The 15,832-nt window shown below is 69.6% G+C and carries 14 protein-coding genes; 10 read left to right on the top strand and 4 right to left on the bottom strand.

Annotated elements, in window-relative coordinates; translation table 11 throughout:
- Window positions 1–17: 17 nt before the first annotated feature.
- The gene (locus tag H7J06_RS11450) at window positions 18–1,454 is read left to right on the top strand and encodes an MFS transporter (protein ID WP_264038961.1); all 1,437 of its coding nucleotides are present in this window, start codon (window positions 18–20) and stop codon (window positions 1,452–1,454) included.
- A gap of 2 nt (window positions 1,455–1,456) precedes the next feature.
- Here the strand turns inward: H7J06_RS11450 and H7J06_RS11455 are convergent, their stop codons facing one another.
- Both H7J06_RS11455 and H7J06_RS11460 read right to left on the bottom strand, forming a co-directional pair.
- Window positions 1,457–2,116, bottom strand: a complete 660-nt coding sequence (locus H7J06_RS11455; RefSeq protein ID WP_264038962.1) for a potassium channel family protein — start codon at window positions 2,114–2,116, stop codon at window positions 1,457–1,459.
- Between the two features lie 18 nt (window positions 2,117–2,134).
- The gene (locus tag H7J06_RS11460; protein ID WP_264038963.1) at window positions 2,135–2,809 is read right to left on the bottom strand and encodes a potassium channel family protein; all 675 of its coding nucleotides are present in this window, start codon (window positions 2,807–2,809) and stop codon (window positions 2,135–2,137) included.
- 98 nt (window positions 2,810–2,907) lie between these two features.
- Here H7J06_RS11460 and H7J06_RS11465 point away from each other — a divergent pair, with 98 nt between their 5' ends.
- From H7J06_RS11465 to H7J06_RS11490, 6 genes are read left to right on the top strand one after another with little or no spacing between them, the layout of a single operon-like run.
- Window positions 2,908–4,899 (top strand): APC family permease, encoded by a 1,992-nt coding sequence (locus H7J06_RS11465; protein ID WP_264038964.1) that lies wholly within the window; start codon window positions 2,908–2,910, stop codon window positions 4,897–4,899.
- The gene (locus H7J06_RS11470; protein WP_264038965.1) at window positions 4,896–6,095 is read left to right on the top strand and encodes a class I SAM-dependent RNA methyltransferase; all 1,200 of its coding nucleotides are present in this window, start codon (window positions 4,896–4,898) and stop codon (window positions 6,093–6,095) included. The genes H7J06_RS11465 and H7J06_RS11470 overlap by 4 nt, the downstream gene beginning before the upstream one ends.
- Window positions 6,092–6,556 carry an ATP-binding protein gene (locus H7J06_RS11475; RefSeq protein WP_264038966.1) on the top strand — a complete coding sequence of 155 codons (465 nt, stop codon included), beginning with the start codon at window positions 6,092–6,094 and terminating at the stop codon, window positions 6,554–6,556. Before H7J06_RS11470 ends, H7J06_RS11475 begins: the two co-directional genes overlap by 4 nt.
- On the top strand, window positions 6,553–7,827 hold the full coding sequence (gene nhaA, locus H7J06_RS11480) for a Na+/H+ antiporter NhaA (RefSeq protein ID WP_264038967.1): 1,275 nt from the start codon (window positions 6,553–6,555) through the stop codon (window positions 7,825–7,827). Before H7J06_RS11475 ends, nhaA begins: the two co-directional genes overlap by 4 nt.
- 36 nt (window positions 7,828–7,863) lie before the next feature.
- Complete coding sequence (dxs, locus tag H7J06_RS11485; protein ID WP_264038968.1) at window positions 7,864–9,777, top strand: 1-deoxy-D-xylulose-5-phosphate synthase; 1,914 nt, start codon at window positions 7,864–7,866, stop codon at window positions 9,775–9,777.
- Between the two features lie 30 nt (window positions 9,778–9,807).
- A complete protein-coding gene (locus H7J06_RS11490; protein WP_264038970.1) occupies window positions 9,808–10,710 on the top strand; it encodes an alpha/beta fold hydrolase in 903 nt (300 codons plus the stop codon).
- On the opposite strand, the gene H7J06_RS11495 is transcribed toward H7J06_RS11490, so the two are convergent.
- Window positions 10,707–12,011, bottom strand: a complete 1,305-nt coding sequence (locus H7J06_RS11495) for an HRDC domain-containing protein (protein ID WP_264038971.1) — start codon at window positions 12,009–12,011, stop codon at window positions 10,707–10,709. The genes H7J06_RS11490 and H7J06_RS11495 overlap by 4 nt on opposite strands.
- Before the next feature lies 1 nt (window position 12,012).
- Complete coding sequence (locus tag H7J06_RS11500; RefSeq protein WP_264038972.1) at window positions 12,013–12,594, bottom strand: DUF3000 domain-containing protein; 582 nt, start codon at window positions 12,592–12,594, stop codon at window positions 12,013–12,015.
- Between the two features lie 78 nt (window positions 12,595–12,672).
- Between H7J06_RS11500 and hemE the strand changes: the two genes are divergently transcribed.
- Genes hemE through hemQ form a run of 3 tightly spaced genes read left to right on the top strand, consistent with a single transcriptional unit; the run spans window position 12,673 to window position 15,784 of the window.
- Window positions 12,673–13,734: a uroporphyrinogen decarboxylase gene (gene hemE / locus H7J06_RS11505; protein ID WP_264038973.1), complete on the top strand. Its 1,062-nt coding sequence runs from the start codon at window positions 12,673–12,675 to the stop codon at window positions 13,732–13,734.
- Window positions 13,731–15,086 carry a protoporphyrinogen oxidase gene (locus tag H7J06_RS11510; protein ID WP_264038974.1) on the top strand — a complete coding sequence of 452 codons (1,356 nt, stop codon included), beginning with the start codon at window positions 13,731–13,733 and terminating at the stop codon, window positions 15,084–15,086. The genes hemE and H7J06_RS11510 overlap by 4 nt, the downstream gene beginning before the upstream one ends.
- A 5-nt stretch (window positions 15,087–15,091) precedes the next feature.
- Window positions 15,092–15,784: a hydrogen peroxide-dependent heme synthase gene (gene hemQ, locus H7J06_RS11515; protein WP_149478950.1), complete on the top strand. Its 693-nt coding sequence runs from the start codon at window positions 15,092–15,094 to the stop codon at window positions 15,782–15,784.
- Window positions 15,785–15,832: the final 48 nt, after the last annotated feature.

Here is a 15,832-nt window from a genome sequence, read left to right on the forward strand (position 1 = left end):
ACGCGGCCGATCGAACGTTGATCGCGGTTGCGGTGCTCGCGTCGTTCATCGCATTTCTCGACGGGTCGGTGGTGAACCTCGCGTTGCCGGCGATCGCGGCGGACTTCGGCGGCGGGCTCGCGCTTCAGCAATGGGTCGTCGACGGGTATCTGTTGGCTCTCGGTGCGCTGATCCTCGTTGCCGGTGCGGTGTCCGACCAGTTCGGCAGGCTTGCGGTGCTGCGGGCGGGACTGGGCGTGTTCGCCGTCGCGTCGCTGCTCTGCGCGCTGGCCCCCAGCGGCTGGATCCTGGTCGCGGCGCGCTGCTTGCAGGGCGTCGGTGCGGCGTTCCTGGTGCCGAGTTCGCTGGCGATGATCAACTCGCGGTTCACCGGGGCCAAGCAGGCCGCTGCGATCGGCACCTGGACGGCGTGGACGGGCACGGCCTTCGTGGTGGGACCGCCGTTGGGCGGCGTGCTGGTGGACACGCTGGATTGGCGGTGGGTGTTCGGCATCAACGTGCTGCCGGTCGCGGCCACGCTCTACCTGACGACGCGGCTCCGAGACGAGGAGTCGAGTGCCCACCGGCCCGGACGCGTCGACGTCGTGGGCGCGGTGCTGTGCGCCACGGGGTTGACCGGCGCGGTGTACGCCCTCATCGAGGAGCAGCGGCTCGGTCCGACGCACCCCGCGGTGGTCACCGGATTCGTGCTGGGCGTGACGTGTCTCGTTGCCTTCCCGTTCTGGGAACACCGGGTGAGGAACCCGATCATGCCGCTGCAGCTGTTCACCTCCCGCAACTTCGCCGTCGGCAATCTCGCGACGGTGTTCCTCTACGCCGCGGTGTCGCTCGGCACGTTGATCGTCGCGCTGTTCCTTCAGGAGACGGTCGGCATGTCGGCCGCCCTCGCGGGTCTGGCAACGCTGCCGCTGCCGGTGCTGTCGTTCTTCCTGGCCCGGCGGTTCGGCACGTTGGCGGGCACGCATGGGCCGCGGATCTTCATGGGAGTGGGCCCGCTGATCGCCGCGGCCGGCTTTCTTCTGATGACGACGGCGCGAGCGCCGTTCGACTTCTGGACCCAGATGTTGCCGGGCCTGATCGTGTTCGGGGTGGGCCTGTCGGTCACGGTGTCACCGTTGACCGCAGCGGTCCTGGCGGCGGTAGACCCGGCGCAGAGTGGGATCGGATCCGCGGTGAACAACGCGGTGTCGCGCGTGGCCGGACTGATCGCCGTGGCATTCATGGGCGTGATCGTCGGGGCGGCGGCGTCGGGTGAAACGGGCTCCGCGGCAATGACATTCGCCGGTTTCCGGTACGGCGCGGTGACGGTGGCGGCGTTGTTCGTCCTCGCCGGATTGGTGTCCGCCGTCGGCATCAGCAACCGACAGTGCGACATGGCTCGCGTTTCGCCGGAGGCCGCGGCTCGGTCGCACGACCGGGCGACGCCGCCGCCCGCGCTGGCCTCGTCGGACTGAGGTCAGCGGGGGCGAAGCAGCAGCTCTCTGAGCTCTCCCTCGACCTCGTCGGTGGTGACGAACAGCAGTTCGTCGCCGCCTTCGAGGGGCTCGTCGTTCTCGGGCACGATCACGCGCGCGCCCCGCAGGATCGTCACCAAGGCCGCGTCGCGGGGGAGTTCCAGCCGCTTGACCGCCTTGCCGCCCCACGGCGTGTCGTCGGGCAGGGTGATCTCGACGAGGTTGGCCTGCCCCTTGCGGAAGCTCATCAGGCGGACCAGGTCACCGACGGAGACCGCTTCCTCGACCAGTGACGCCAGCATCCTGGGGGTCGACACCGCGACGTCGACTCCCCACGCCTCGTCGAACAGCCATTCGTTGCGGGGGTCGTTGACGCGTGCCACCACCCGCGGCACGGCGAACTCGGTCTTGGCGAGCAGGCTGAGCACCACGTTGGCCTTGTCGTCGCCGGTGGCGGCGATCACCACGTCGAAGTCCTCGAGCCCGACGGCTTCGAGCAGGGTCAGCTCGCAGGCGTCGCCGAGCCGCCAGTGCGCGGCCGGGATCGCGTCGGTGTCGACGTGATCGGGGTTGCGCTCCAACAGCGTGACGTCGTGGGCCTCGACGAGTTCCCTTGCGATGGACCGGCCGACGGCGCCGGCCCCTGCGATGGCGACCTTCACGAGATCCTTCCTAGCCGGTCACTGGTCATCGGCGTCTTCACCGGGCGGGAGCGCGGCAAGGGCCATGGCTTCGGCGACGTGACCGGAGATCGCCGCCATGTAGACCTGGTCACTGGCCTGGATGACCGTCTTCTTGTCCGGAAGCAACCCGGTGCCGAAGCGGATCATGAAGGCCACGCGACCGCCGGTGACCGACTCCAACGCCGTCACCCGGCGACCCACCCAGCCCTCGTGCAGCGGGAGTTCGGCCACGGCGACGTTGCCCGACGGGTCACGCCACTTGGTGGTCTCGCTCTCGCGCGTCAGGACGTTGAGCAGTCTGTCCGTCGTCCAGGGCACGGTCGCGACCGTGGGGATGCCCAGCCGCTCGTACACGGCGGCACGCTTGGCGTCGTAGATGCGGGCGACGACGCGTTCGACGCCGAAGGTCTCGCGCGCGACGCGCGCGGAGATGATGTTGGAATTGTCACCCGAGGAGACGGCGGCGAAGGCACCCGCGCCCTCGATGCCGGCCCGTAGCAGCACGTCACGGTCGAATCCCATCCCGAGGACGCGGTCACCTGGGAATTCGGGGGACAGGCGGTGAAAGGCGGTGCCATCACGGTCGATAACCGCGACTTCGTGGCCGATCCGAGCCAAGCCATCGGCCAGCGACGCGCCTACCCGGCCGCATCCCATTACGACTACACGCACGCGTCGATCCTCCCAGGGGCTCGGCAGACACGGATTGTGGCGAACCTGCGCACTCGGAACGCTACAGCCATTCGCCCGTGCGCTTACTCTTGGCTCTTGTGTCCAAGCTTTCGACCGCTGCTCGCCGGTTGGTACTGGGTAGACCGTTCCGCAGCGACGCGATGGGGCACACGTTGCTGCCCAAGCGAATCGCCCTGCCCGTGTTCGCCTCCGACGCGCTGTCGTCGGTGGCGTACGCGCCCGAGGAGATCTTCCTCGTGCTCTCGGTGGCGGGCCTCAGCGCCTACACGATGGCGCCGTGGATCGGACTCGCGGTGGCGGCGGTGATGCTCGTCGTCATCGCGAGCTACCGCCAGAACGTGCACGCGTATCCGTCCGGCGGCGGCGACTACGAGGTGGTGACCACCAACCTGGGGCCCACCGCCGGTCTGACGGTGGCCAGCGCGCTGCTCGTCGACTACGTGCTGACGGTCGCAGTGTCGATGGCGTCGGCGATGTCCAACATCGGCTCGGCGGTGCCGTTCATCGCCCAGCACAAGGTGCTCTTCGCCGTCGCCGCGATCCTGCTGCTCGCGTCGTTGAACCTGCGCGGCATCCGCGAGTCCGGAACGGCGTTTGCGATCCCGACCTACGCCTTCATGATCGGCATGTACGTGATGGTCGGCTGGGGGCTGTTCCAGATATTCGTGCTCGGCGACCACCTGCAGGCCGAGACCGCGCGGTTCACCGTGAAGTCCGAACACGGTGACGTCCTCGGCTTCGCGATGGTGTTCCTGGTGGCGCGGGCGTTCTCGTCGGGCTGCGCGGCGCTGACCGGGGTCGAGGCCATCAGCAACGGAGTGCCCGCCTTCAAGAAGCCGAAGTCGCGCAACGCGGCGACGACGCTCCTGCTGCTGGGCGGCATCGCGGTGTCGTTGTTCATGGGGATCATCGTGTTGGCCAAGGAAACCGGGGCCAAGGTCGTCGACAGCGTGGACCAGCTCGTCGGCGCGCCCGACGGTTATCACCCCAAGACGCTGATCGCCCAGTTGGCCGACGCGGTGTTCCACGACTTCCCGGTCGGCCTGTACCTGATTGCCGGTGTGACCGCGCTGATCCTCGTGCTGGCCGCCAACACGGCCTTCAACGGATTCCCGGTCCTCGGTTCGATCCTCGCTCAGGACCGGTACCTGCCTCGCCAGCTGCACACCCGCGGTGACCGGCTGGCGTTCTCCAACGGCATCCTCTTCCTCGCGTTCGCGGCGATCGCCTTCGTGGTGGCGTTCCGCGCCGAGGTGACCGCGCTGATCCAGCTGTACATCGTGGGCGTGTTCGTCAGCTTCACGCTGAGCCAGATCGGGATGGTCCGACACTGGACCCGGCTGTTGCGCGTCGAGACCGACGCCATGCAGCGGCGTCGGATGCAACGGTCCCGCGTCATCAACGCGATCGGTCTGCTGTGCACCGGTGCCGTGCTGGTGGTGGTCGTGGTCACCAAGTTCCGGGCGGGCGCCTGGATCGCCATCCTCGCCATGGGCGCGCTGTTCGGCCTCATGAAGCTGATCCACAAGCACTACGCCACCGTCTCGACGGAGTTGGAGGCGCGCGCCGCCGAGCAGGGCGACGTGGTGCTGCCCAGCCGGAACCACGCCATCGTGTTGGTGTCCAACCTGCACCTGCCGACCAAGCGTGCGCTGGCCTACGCGAGGGCCACCCGGCCCGACGTGTTGGAGGCCATCACGGTCAACGTGGACGACGAAGAGGCGCACGAGTTGGTGCACAAGTGGGAACAGAGCGACGTCTCGGTGCCGCTGAAGGTCATCGCGTCGCCGTACCGCGAAATCACCAGGCCCGTCCTGAGTTACGTCCAGCGCATCATCAAGGACTCGCCGCGCACCGTGGTCACGGTGTTCATCCCGGAATACGTCGTCGGGCACTGGTGGGAGCAGGTGCTTCACAACCAAAGCGCGCTGCGGCTCAAGGGGCGCCTGCTCTTCGAACCCAACGTCATGGTGACCTCCGTGCCGTGGCAGCTGAGCTCCTCGGAGCGGCTCAAGGTCATCGACGAGCAACCGGCACCCGGTGATGCGCGACGCGGGTTCCTCAATTGACCACCACCCTGACGCTGACCGTCGGGCCGCCCGCGAACGGCGGCAGTTGCGTGGCCCGCCACGACGGCCGCGTCGTGTTCGTGCGGTACGCACTGCCCGGCGAGGTGGTCTGCGCCCGCGTGACCTCCGAACGTGGAAGTCATTGGCACGCAGAGGCAGTGGAGATACTCGAGGCGTCACCCGACCGCGTCGAGTCGGCGTGTCCCATCGCGGGCGTCGACGGATCGGGATGCTGCGACCTGGCCTTCGCGACCCCCGCCGCCGCCCGCCGGCTCAAGGGTGACGTGGTGGCCAATCAGCTCGAGCGGCTCGGCGGTCACCAGTGGGAGGGCGCCGCCGAGGAGGTCGGGTCGACGGGTGCGACGGGATGGCGCACCCGGGTGCGGTTGGACGTCGCCGCCAGCGGCCCGCAAGCCGGGCAGGCGGGCTTTCACCGTTACCACAGTGGTGAATTGGTGACCGACCTGTCCTGTGCGCAGGTACCCGACGGCATGCTGGCCGGTCTGGACGGGGCGAAGTGGCCACCCGGCGCACAACTGCACGTCGTGCTCGACGACTCGGGTGCCCGGCACGTCGTGCAGACGGGTCCGCGCTCCCATCGCAAGGCCTCGACTCAGGTGGTCGAGGGCTCCTACGAGGCCACCCAACGCGTCGGCGACCGGACGTGGAGCGTACCGGTCACCGCGTTCTGGCAGGCGCACCGCGACGCCGCCCCCACCTACAGCGCGTTGGTCGAGGAGTGGGCGCGACTGGGTCCGGGCATGACGGCGTGGGACTTGTACGGGGGCGCAGGGGTGTTCGCCGCGACCCTGGCCGACGCGGTGGGTCCGACGGGACACGTGCTGAGCGTCGACACGTCCCGAGGTTCGGCCAAGGCGGCGCGGACCGCCCTTGCCGACCTTGGCTGGGTGGAGGTGCTCACCGACTCCGTGCGTCGTGCGCTCACCACGCAGCGGCGACGCGCCGACGTCGCCGTGCTCGACCCGCCGCGCACCGGTGCCGGACGTGAGGTGATCGACCTGCTGGCCGCTGCGGAGGTGCCGCGCATCGTCCACATCGGTTGTGAGGCAGCGTCCTTCGCCCGCGACGTCGGCATCTATCGCGGGCACGGCTACGCGGTGGAGCAGATCCGGGTGTTCGACTCCTTCCCGCTGACGCATCACGTGGAATGCGTCGCGGTGCTCTCACGCGCGTGAAGCGCGTGCTGGTGACCGGCATGTCCGGCACGGGGAAGTCCACGCTGCTGGCCGAACTCGCCGATCGTGGGTACTGGACGGTCGACACCGACTACGGCGGCTACGTCGAGTCGGTCGCCGGCGAGTCGCTCTGGGTCGACGCGCGCGTCGACGAACTGCTGTCCGTCGACGACCCGCGCGGGGTTCTCTTCGTGCAGGGCACCGTACGCAACCAGGTGACGTTCTACCCGCGGTTCGACCACGTCGTACTCCTCAGTGCGCCTGAGGAATTGATCGTCGAGAGACTCCGGAGCCGGACGACCAACTCCTTCGGCCGGAGCGCCCACGAACTCGCCGCCGTGCTCGACGACCTGGCCCAGGTCGAGCCGTTGCTGCGGGCCGCGGCGTCGGTGGAGGTGGTCACGACCATGCCGGTCGCCCAGGTCGCCGACGCCGTGCTCGCTCACGTGGGGCTGACGTGACGGGCGCCGGCGAACCGCGCCTGTTCGGTCGCGGGTCATGGCCCGAGGCACGTCGGATTTCCGAGGTCCTGCGGCGCGAGACCGTCGGCGGCATGTTGCTGCTCGCCGCCGCGGGTGCGGCGTTGGTGTGGGCCAACTCCCCGTGGGCCCCGGCCTACCGCGCGCTGTCGGAGTTGACCGTCGGGCCGGAGGGACTGCATCTGCGGTTGAGCCTCGCGGCGTGGGCCGCCGACGGTTTGCTGGCGATCTTCTTCTTCGTCGTCGGCGTCGAACTCAAGAGGGAGTTCGTCGCCGGGGATCTGCGCGACCCGGCGCGTGCCGCCCTTCCGATTGCGGCGGCGATCGGCGGGATGGTGGTGCCGGCGGCGATCTTCCTCGGGGTCAACCTCGTCGCCGGTCATCCGGAGAATCTCGGCGGGTGGGCGGTGCCCATTGCCACCGACATCGCCTTCGCACTGGCCGTCTTGGCGGTGGTGTCGACGCATCTTCCGACGGCACTGCGGACGTTCCTGCTGACGCTCGCGGTGGTGGACGACCTGCTCGCGATCACGGTCATCGCGGCGTTCTACACAGATCACCTCGCTCTCGGACCGCTCGCGCTGGCGCTGGTGCCGGGCGGGCTGTTCGCGGTGGCCGTGCAGCGCGGAGTGACCCGGTGGTGGGTTCTGCTGCCGCTGGCCGTGGCGACGTGGGCGCTGGTCCACGCCAGCGGCATCCATGCGACCGTGGCCGGTGTCGTCCTCGGTTTCACGGTGCCCGTGCTGGGGCGCCGTGCGCTTGCCGAACGCTTCGAGCACCTGCTCCGCCCGGTCTCGGCGGGCGTGGCCGTCCCGGTGTTCGCGTTCTTCGCCGCGGGGGTGACGGTCGGAGGCGTCGCCGGTCTGGCCGACGGCCTGCGTCATCCCGTGACGGTCGGCGTCGTCGCCGGCCTGGTCGTGGGCAAACCGCTGGGTGTGTTCATCACCACATTCCTGTTGGCGAAGTTCTCCCGAGCGTCGCTCGACGACGACCTGGCCTGGCGTGACGTGCTCGGCGTCGCGATGCTGGCGGGCGTCGGTTTCACCGTCTCGTTGCTCATCGGCGAGCTGGCCTTTGGTTACGGCACCGTGACGGGGGCCGACGCCAAGATCGGAGTGCTCGTCGGGTCGCTGGTGGCCGGCGTCCTGGCGGCCGTCCTCCTGGTCAGCCGCAATGCCGCGTACCGCCGGATTCACGAACGGGAAACCGCCGATGCGGACGACGACGGGGTGCCCGACGTGTACGAGCCTTGACGGGCTGGACCACGTCCCCGTGCGTAAACTGAGCTGATGCTTTCAGAGATCCGCGGTCCCGCTGATCTACAGCACCTGTCGCAGTCACAGATGAAGGATCTGGCACTCGAGATCCGTGAATTCTTGATTCACAAGGTTGCTGCCACCGGCGGACATCTCGGCCCCAACCTGGGCGTCGTCGAGCTGACGCTCGCCCTGCACCGGGTGTTCGATTCGCCGCACGATCCGATCATCTTCGACACCGGTCACCAGGCCTACGTCCACAAGATGTTGACGGGGCGCTGCGCCGACTTCGACAACCTCCGCAAGAAGGGCGGGCTGTCGGGCTACCCGTCCCGCAGCGAAAGCGAACACGACTGGGTCGAGTCCAGCCACGCCAGCACCGCGCTGTCCTACGCCGACGGCCTGGCCAAGGCCTTCGAGCTCAGCGGTCACCGCAATCGTCACGTGGTCGCCGTCGTCGGGGACGGCGCGCTCACCGGCGGCATGTGCTGGGAGGCGCTCAACAACATCGCAACCTCGCGCCGGCCGGTCATCATCGTCGTCAACGACAACGGCCGAAGCTACGCGCCGACCATCGGTGGGTTCGCCGACCACCTGGCGGGCCTGCGGTTGCAACCCGGGTACGAGCGTTTGCTGGAGGAGGGCCGCAAGGCGGTTCGCGGCCTGCCGCTCATCGGCGAGGTGTGTTACCAGTGCATGCACAGCGTCAAGGCCGGCATCAAGGACGCGCTGTCGCCACAGGTGATGTTCACCGACCTCGGACTCAAGTACGTCGGTCCCATCGACGGCCACGACGAGCATGCGGTCGAGGCGGCGCTGCGACACGCGCGCGGCTTCAACGCCCCGGTGATCGTGCACGTCGCCACCCGCAAGGGCATGGGCTACGGACCGGCCGAGTCCGACGAGGCCGAGCAGATGCACTCGACGGGGATCATCGACCCACAGACCGGTCTCGCCACGTCGGTCGCCGCTCCCGGGTGGACGTCCGTCTTCTCCGACGAACTGATCAAGCGGGCGGCCAAGCGTCGCGACGTGGTGGCGATCACGGCCGCGATGCCGGGCCCGACCGGCCTCAGCGCGTTCCGCAAGCGCTTCCCGGACCGCTTCTTCGACGTGGGCATCGCCGAACAGCACGCCATGACGTCGGCTGCCGGGCTCGCGATGGGCGGCATGCACCCGGTGGTCGCGATCTACTCGACGTTCCTCAACCGGGCCTTCGACCAGATGATGATGGACGTTGCCCTGCACCGTCTTCCGGTCACGACGGTGCTCGACCGGGCTGGTGTGACGGGGCCCGACGGCGCCAGTCACAACGGGGTCTGGGACATGTCGATCCTCGGCGTCGTGCCCGGCATGCGGGTGGCGGCCCCCCGTGACGCGGCCCGCTTGCGCGAGGAGCTCGGTGAAGCCCTCGACGTCAAGGACGGGCCCACCGCGATCCGCTTTCCGAAGGGCGACGTCGGGGAGGACATCCCCGCCGTCGAGCGCCGCGACGGCGTCGACGTGTTGGCCGTGCCCGCCGACGGGTTGACGCAGGACGTGCTGTTGGTGGCGGTCGGGTCCTTTGCCTCGATGGCGCTCTCGGTCGCCGAGCGGCTGCACAACCAGGGCATCGGCGTCACCGTCGTCGACCCCCGCTGGGTTCTTCCGGTTCCCGAGATGCTGGGTCCGCTCGCGGTGGCGCACAAGTTGGTCGTCACCCTGGAGGACCACGGTCTGCACGGCGGCATCGGATCCTCGGTGTCGGCGGCGTTGCGGCGCAACGAGATCGACGTGCCGTGCCGCGACGTCGGGGTTCCGCAGGAGTTCCAGGACCATGCCTCACGCAACGAGGTGCTCGCCGAGTTGGGCCTGACCGATCAGAACGTCGCCCGCCAGATCACCGGCTGGGTGGCCGCGCTGGGCAGTTCGATCGGCGAGTCCGAGGTCAGCGACCGGGTCGACTAGGTTCCGGGCCCGCCAGCATAGGCTTCGCCCATGGATGCCGAACTGGAGCGCTGGAAGACCGCCGGTCAGTACTTCGACTACCTGGGCTTCGACGTGTTCTTCCGCGTCGAGGGCACCGGTCCGGCGCTGCTCCTCATCCACGGGTATCCGTTCAGTTCCTGGGACTGGTCGCTCGTGTGGCCGGCATTGGTCAAGCGGTTCACCGTCATCGCGCCGGACATGCTCGGCATGGGATTCTCGGACAAGCCGGTCGCCTACGAGTACTCCGTGCCCGATCATGCCGACATGCACGAGGCGCTTCTGCATCATCTGGGCGTCGACTCGTGTCACGTGTTGGCGCACGACCTCGGTGACTCCGTCGGGCAGGAGTTGCTCGCGCGCTACGAGGCCGGCGACAACGCCTACGGCGCACCGGTCGTGGAGTCGATCACCTGGCTCAACGGCGGGCTGTTCAACGAGTCGTACACGCCGCGGCTGCTGCAGAAGCTGATGTCACGAACCCCGTTGGGCGACATGGCAAGCCGCTTTCAGGGCACTGCGTTGGCGCGACGCGTCGTCGACCGCACCCTCGACGAGCTGTTCGGCCGAAACACCAAGCCGACGCCCCGCCAACTCGAACAGTTCCACCAGATCATGGCCTTCAACGACGGCACCAGGGTGAGCCACCGGGTGGGCAGGTTCGTCACCGACCGGTACCGGTACCGGAACCGGTGGGTCAGGGCGATGCGGGAGACCGCGGTGCCGATGCGTCTGATCGACGGTCCGAGCGACCCCAACTCGGGGCGGCACATGGCGCAGCGGTATCTCGAGGTGATCCCCAATCCCGACGTCGTGATGCTCGCCGACGACATCGCGCACTGGCCGCAGCTCGAGGCTCCCGACGACGTCCTGCGGCACTTCTTCGCCCACGTGGACCGGGTCGCCGCACCCTAGGACGTCGGGGCGTCCTCGGTCGAGGGTGCGTCGACGGCCGTCAACGCCTCGGTGAGCACCGGCACCGTCAACTCCCGCTGCCACGGCCGCGCGCCCGCCTCGGCGAGGAACGCGTCGATCGCCTTGTCTGCGTGGGACACCGGCTGCCAGTCCCACACCAACCGGCGCACCAGGTCGGGCGTCAACAGGTTCTCGGCGGGTACCGACACGCGTTGCGACAGTTCGGCGAGTCCGGCGCGGACGCGATCCAGCCGTTCGGCCGCCTCGGGCTTGCGCCGGCTCCATCGCACCGCCGGGGGTGGTCCGGTCACGGGTTCGGACGCCGACGGAACGTCCTCGGTGACGCGTGCCCGCGCCAGCGCCTCCAGCCACACACCCGCACTGCGGCGCTGGCGTGAGCCGCCGAAGACCGGCAGGGCCACCAACTTCTCGACGGTGTCGGGGTCGGCCGTGGCCGCGCTGATGATGGCCGCGTCGGGCAGGATGCGTCCGGGTGCGATGTCGCGGCGCTGCGCGATGTGGTCGCGCGTCGTCCAGAGTTCCCGGACGGCGGCAAGCGTCCGCGGGTTCTTCACCTTGTGGATGCCCGAAGTCCGGCGCCACCGGTCCCGCCGGGTCGGCGCGGCGACGTAGGTGCGCAGGTGCTCGAATTCCTCTGCCGCCCAACGTGTCTTGCCCTGGGCTTCGAGCTCGGCGGCGACGGCTTCGCGCAGCTCGAGCAACACCTCCACGTCCAGCGCCGCGTAGTTCAGCCAGTCGTCGGGCAGGGGGCGCTTGGACCAGTCGGCCGCTCCGTGGCCCTTCATCAACTGCAGCCCGAGAAGCCGCTGAACCATGGCGGCCAGGTTCACCCGGTCGAAACCGGCCAGCCGGCCCGCGAGCTCGGTGTCGTAGAGCTGCGGCGGCACCATGCCCAGTTCCGCCAGGCACGGCAGGTCCTGGTCGGCGGCGTGCAGGATCCACTCGTCGGTGTCGAGGACGTCGGCGAGCGGCGCCATCACCATCATCGGGTCTTCGCCGTGGTTGACGGGGTCGATCAGCACCGAACCCGCACCGGCGCGCCGGATTTGGATCAGGTAGGCGCGGTTGGAGTAGCGGAAGCCCGACGCCCGCTCGGCGTCGATTGCGAAGGGGCCGTGGCCCGAGACCAGCAGTTCGGCGGCGGCCAGGATCTGGTCGGCCGTGACGGCCAATTCCGGCACGCCGTCGGCCGGTGTCAGCAGCGGCGTCGCCTCGGGGCCTTCCGGCTCGCCCGTCGTCTCGTCGGGGCCGGCGTCCCCGGCATCCTCGGCTTCGGTCATGTCACGCGCGCGTGCGGGCGCCCAGGTCGGTGACCCCGGCCGGCGGAAGTCCCGCGGCGTGCTCGAGCACCTCGCAAAATGCCTGTACGTGAGGTCCCAGTTCCAGGTTCAACGCGGTCCACGAGGCCCGCAGTTCCAGCTGGTGGGCCCGCGGCGGACCCGAGATGTCGCCGTATCGCACCGACGTCGTCGCCGTCACGGTGCCGCCGAGGGCGGTGACGTGGTCGTCGTGTTCGGCGAGCGCATCGACGAGCCAGCTCCACGCCACTTCCGGAAGCAGTGGGTCGACGGCTTCGGTGGAATCCAGGTCGGCCTGGATGTAGGCCACCAGGCGCATGGTGCCGTCCCAGGCTTCGGCGCCGTCGGGGTCGTGCAGGAGGATCAGCCGGCCGAACGCGTCACCGTCGGACCGCTCTGGCACCACGGCGGTCTCGGGGTGGCGCACTTCCGCGCCCAACGCATAGCTGTACGGCGCCAGTCGCTGGGGCGGCCGGATCGGGCCGAGCTCGATCTCGGGCCGGACGGTGGTGGCGTTCATCGCCTCCACCGCTGCCCGGAACTGAGCCGGCTCGACGGTGGTCATGGGGTTTGACGCTAGCTGATTCGGACAAGGGGCAGCGAAGGCGCGCCGAAGTGTGGCTGCATGGCAGCATGGGAGGCGATGAGTACCCGTCGTGACCTGCCCGAGTCGCCCTATCTGACCGCGGCCGCAGGCCGTAAACCCAGCCGTGTGCCCGTGTGGTTCATGAGGCAGGCCGGCCGGTCCCTGCCCGAGTACCGGGCGCTGCGAGCAAAGAACACCATGATGCAGGCGTGCTTCGACGCCGAGCTGATCACCGAGATCACGCTGCAGCCGGTGCGTCGACACGGCGTCGACGCCGCGATCCTGTTCTCCGACATCGTGGTTCCGCTGCGCGCGGCAGGCGTCGACGTCGACATCGTGCCCGACGTCGGGCCGGTGATCGGCGCGCCCATCCGGACCGCGGCCGACGTGGGTACGCTGACCCCGCTGGATCGTGACGCGGTCGCGCCGGTCGCGCAGGCGGTGTCGCAGTTGACCGCCGCGTTGGGTGACGTGCCGCTGATCGGGTTCGCCGGCGCCCCCTTCACTCTGGCGTCCTACCTGGTGGAGGGCGGGCCCAGCCGCAACCACGAACGCACCAAGGCGATGATGCTGGGGGAGTCCGACGTCTGGCACGCCTTGATGACCGCTCTGACCGACGTGACCATCGGGTTCCTCAAGACCCAGTTGGACGCCGGCGTCGACGCCATTCAGCTGTTCGACTCGTGGGCGGGCACGCTGTCGTTGGCCGACTACCGCACCTACGTGTTGCCGCACAGCGCGCGGGTCTTCGAGACCCTGGCCGTCGAGGGCGTTCCCATGACGCACTTCGGGGTCGGCACGGCGGAGTTGCTCGGCGCCATGTCGGAGGCGGTGTCGGTGGCGGACCAACCCGTGGTCGGCGTCGACTGGCGGACGTCGCTGACCGACGCCGCCGGGCGGGTGCGGCCGGGCTGCGCGTTGCAGGGCAATCTCGATCCGGTGGTGCTGCTGGCCGGCTGGCCGGTCGTCGAGAGAGCGGTCCGCAACGTGGTCGAGGACGGCAGACGGGCCGTCGACGCGGGCGCGGCGGGGCACGTCTTCAATCTGGGTCACGGTGTTCTTCCGCCCACCGACCCTGGCGTCATCACCGAGGCGGTAGCGCTGGTGCACGCGTTGTGAGTTCGACGTATTGCGTTGTCGGAGGTGGCATTTCAGGATTGGTCGCCGCCTTCCGGCTTCGCGTCGCGGCGGGCCCCGACGCGTCGATCACCCTCTTCGACCCGGCTGACCGCCTCGGTGGGGTGCTGCGCACCGAGCGCATCGGCGGTCAATCGGTGGACGTCGGCGCCGAGGCCTTCGTGGCGCGGCGGCCCGAGGTGTCGGCGCTGCTGGCCGAGCTGAGTCTGGCCGACCGACAGATCGGCACCACCGGGGTTCGCCCGCTGATCTTCAGCGAGGGCAGGCTGCACGCGATGCCGCAGGGCACGCTGCAGGGCATCCCGGCCCAGGCGGCCTCGATGGCGGGGCTCGTCGACGACGCGACCGTGGCGCAGATCTCCCGCGAGCGTTCGAGGCCGTTCTCGTGGCGTCCCGGCGCAGATCCCACCGTGGCGGAGCTGATCGGGGACCGCTTCGGCGCGCAGGTGGTGACGCGTTCGGTCGACCCGCTGCTGGCGGGGGTCTACGCCGGTTCGTCGGCGACCATCGGGCTGCGGGCCGCCGCCCCGACCCTGGCCGCGGCACTCGACCGGGGCGCCGGCAGTCTCACCGACGCGGTCCGCGAGGCGCTTCCCCCGCCGATGCCGGGATCGGTGTTCGGGGCGGTGGACGGCGGCTACGCGGTGCTGATCGACGCGTTGGTGCGACGTGCGGCCGTCGACTGGGTGCACGTCGGCGTCACCAAGGTGAACCGGGACGGCCGGGGGTGGGATCTGGTCGACGACGAGGGCGGTCACTGGCACGCCGACGGGGTGGTGCTCGCCGTGCCGGCACCGAGGCTGTCCGCGTTGATCGGGGAGGTCGCACCGAGATCCGCCGCAGCGGCCCGACGCATCCAGACGGCCTCGTCGGCGCTTGTCGTGCTGGCCCTGCCGGGGGGGACGCCGTTGCCCGAGCAGTCGGGTGTGCTGGTCGCCGGCGGCGAACGGCTCAACTCGAAGGCGATGACGCTGACCTCGCGCAAGTGGGGACGGCGAGGCAGCGTGGAGCTGGTGCGCTTGTCGTTCGGCCGCGTCGGCGACGCCATCGCCCGCGACGTGGGTGACGACGACCTGCTCGCCTGGGCCGCAGAAGACTTGTCGACGGTCTTCGGCGTGACGTCGGACCCGGTGGACTGCCGGGTGCAGCGGTGGATGGACGCCTTGCCGCAGTACGGCCCCGGGCATGCCGGGCTGGTCGCCGACCTGCGCGCGGGCCTGCCGCCGACGCTGGTGGTCGCCGGGGCGTACCTCGACGGCATCGGCGTCCCCGCCTGTGTGGGGTCCGCCACCAGGGCGGCGGCGGCGCTGACCACCTCGGGCGTGGCACGATAGCTGGTATGGCGAAGCTCGACTACGACACCCTCAACTCGATGACGAGATACATGATGATCTCGGTGTTCGCGGTGCGGCCGGAGGAGCTGGGCGAGGATCGCGCGGCCGTCGTCGACGAGACCGCGACGTTCCTCAAGCAGCAGGAGGAGCACGGCGTCGTGGTCCGCGGGGTGTACGACGTGGCGGGCTTCCGGGCCGACGCCGACTACATGATCTGGACGCACGCCGAGCGGGTCGAGGACCTGCAGAAGACGTACTCGTCGTTCCGGCGCACGCCCCTGGGCGTGGTCAGCGAGCCGGTGTGGAGCGTGGTGGCGTTGCACCGGCCGGCGGAGTTCAACAAGAGCCACGTTCCGGCGTTCATCGCGGGCGAGGATCCCGGCGACTACGTGTGCGTGTACCCGTTCGTGCGCTCTCTGGAGTGGTATCTCCTGCCCGACGACGAGCGCCGCAAGATGCTCGTCGAGCACGGGATGGCGGGCCGCGAATATCCCGACGTCCGCGCCAACACGGTGCCCGCCTTCGCGCTCGGCGACTACGAGTGGATCCTGGCCTTCGAGGGGCCGGACCTGGGCCGCATCGTCGAGCTGATGTGGAAGCTGCGCTACACCGACGCCCGCCGGCACGTGCGGGAGGAGACTCCGTTCTTCACGGGTCCGCGCGTCGGCGTCGAGGAACTGGTGGCCCGGCTGCCCTGACGTCGTCGGTGATTTGCTGACGACGCACCCGCAGGCAGCGCGGGTGAA

Source organism: Mycolicibacterium hodleri (genome assembly GCF_025822245.1).
Taxonomy (GTDB): domain Bacteria; phylum Actinomycetota; class Actinomycetes; order Mycobacteriales; family Mycobacteriaceae; genus Mycobacterium; species Mycobacterium hodleri.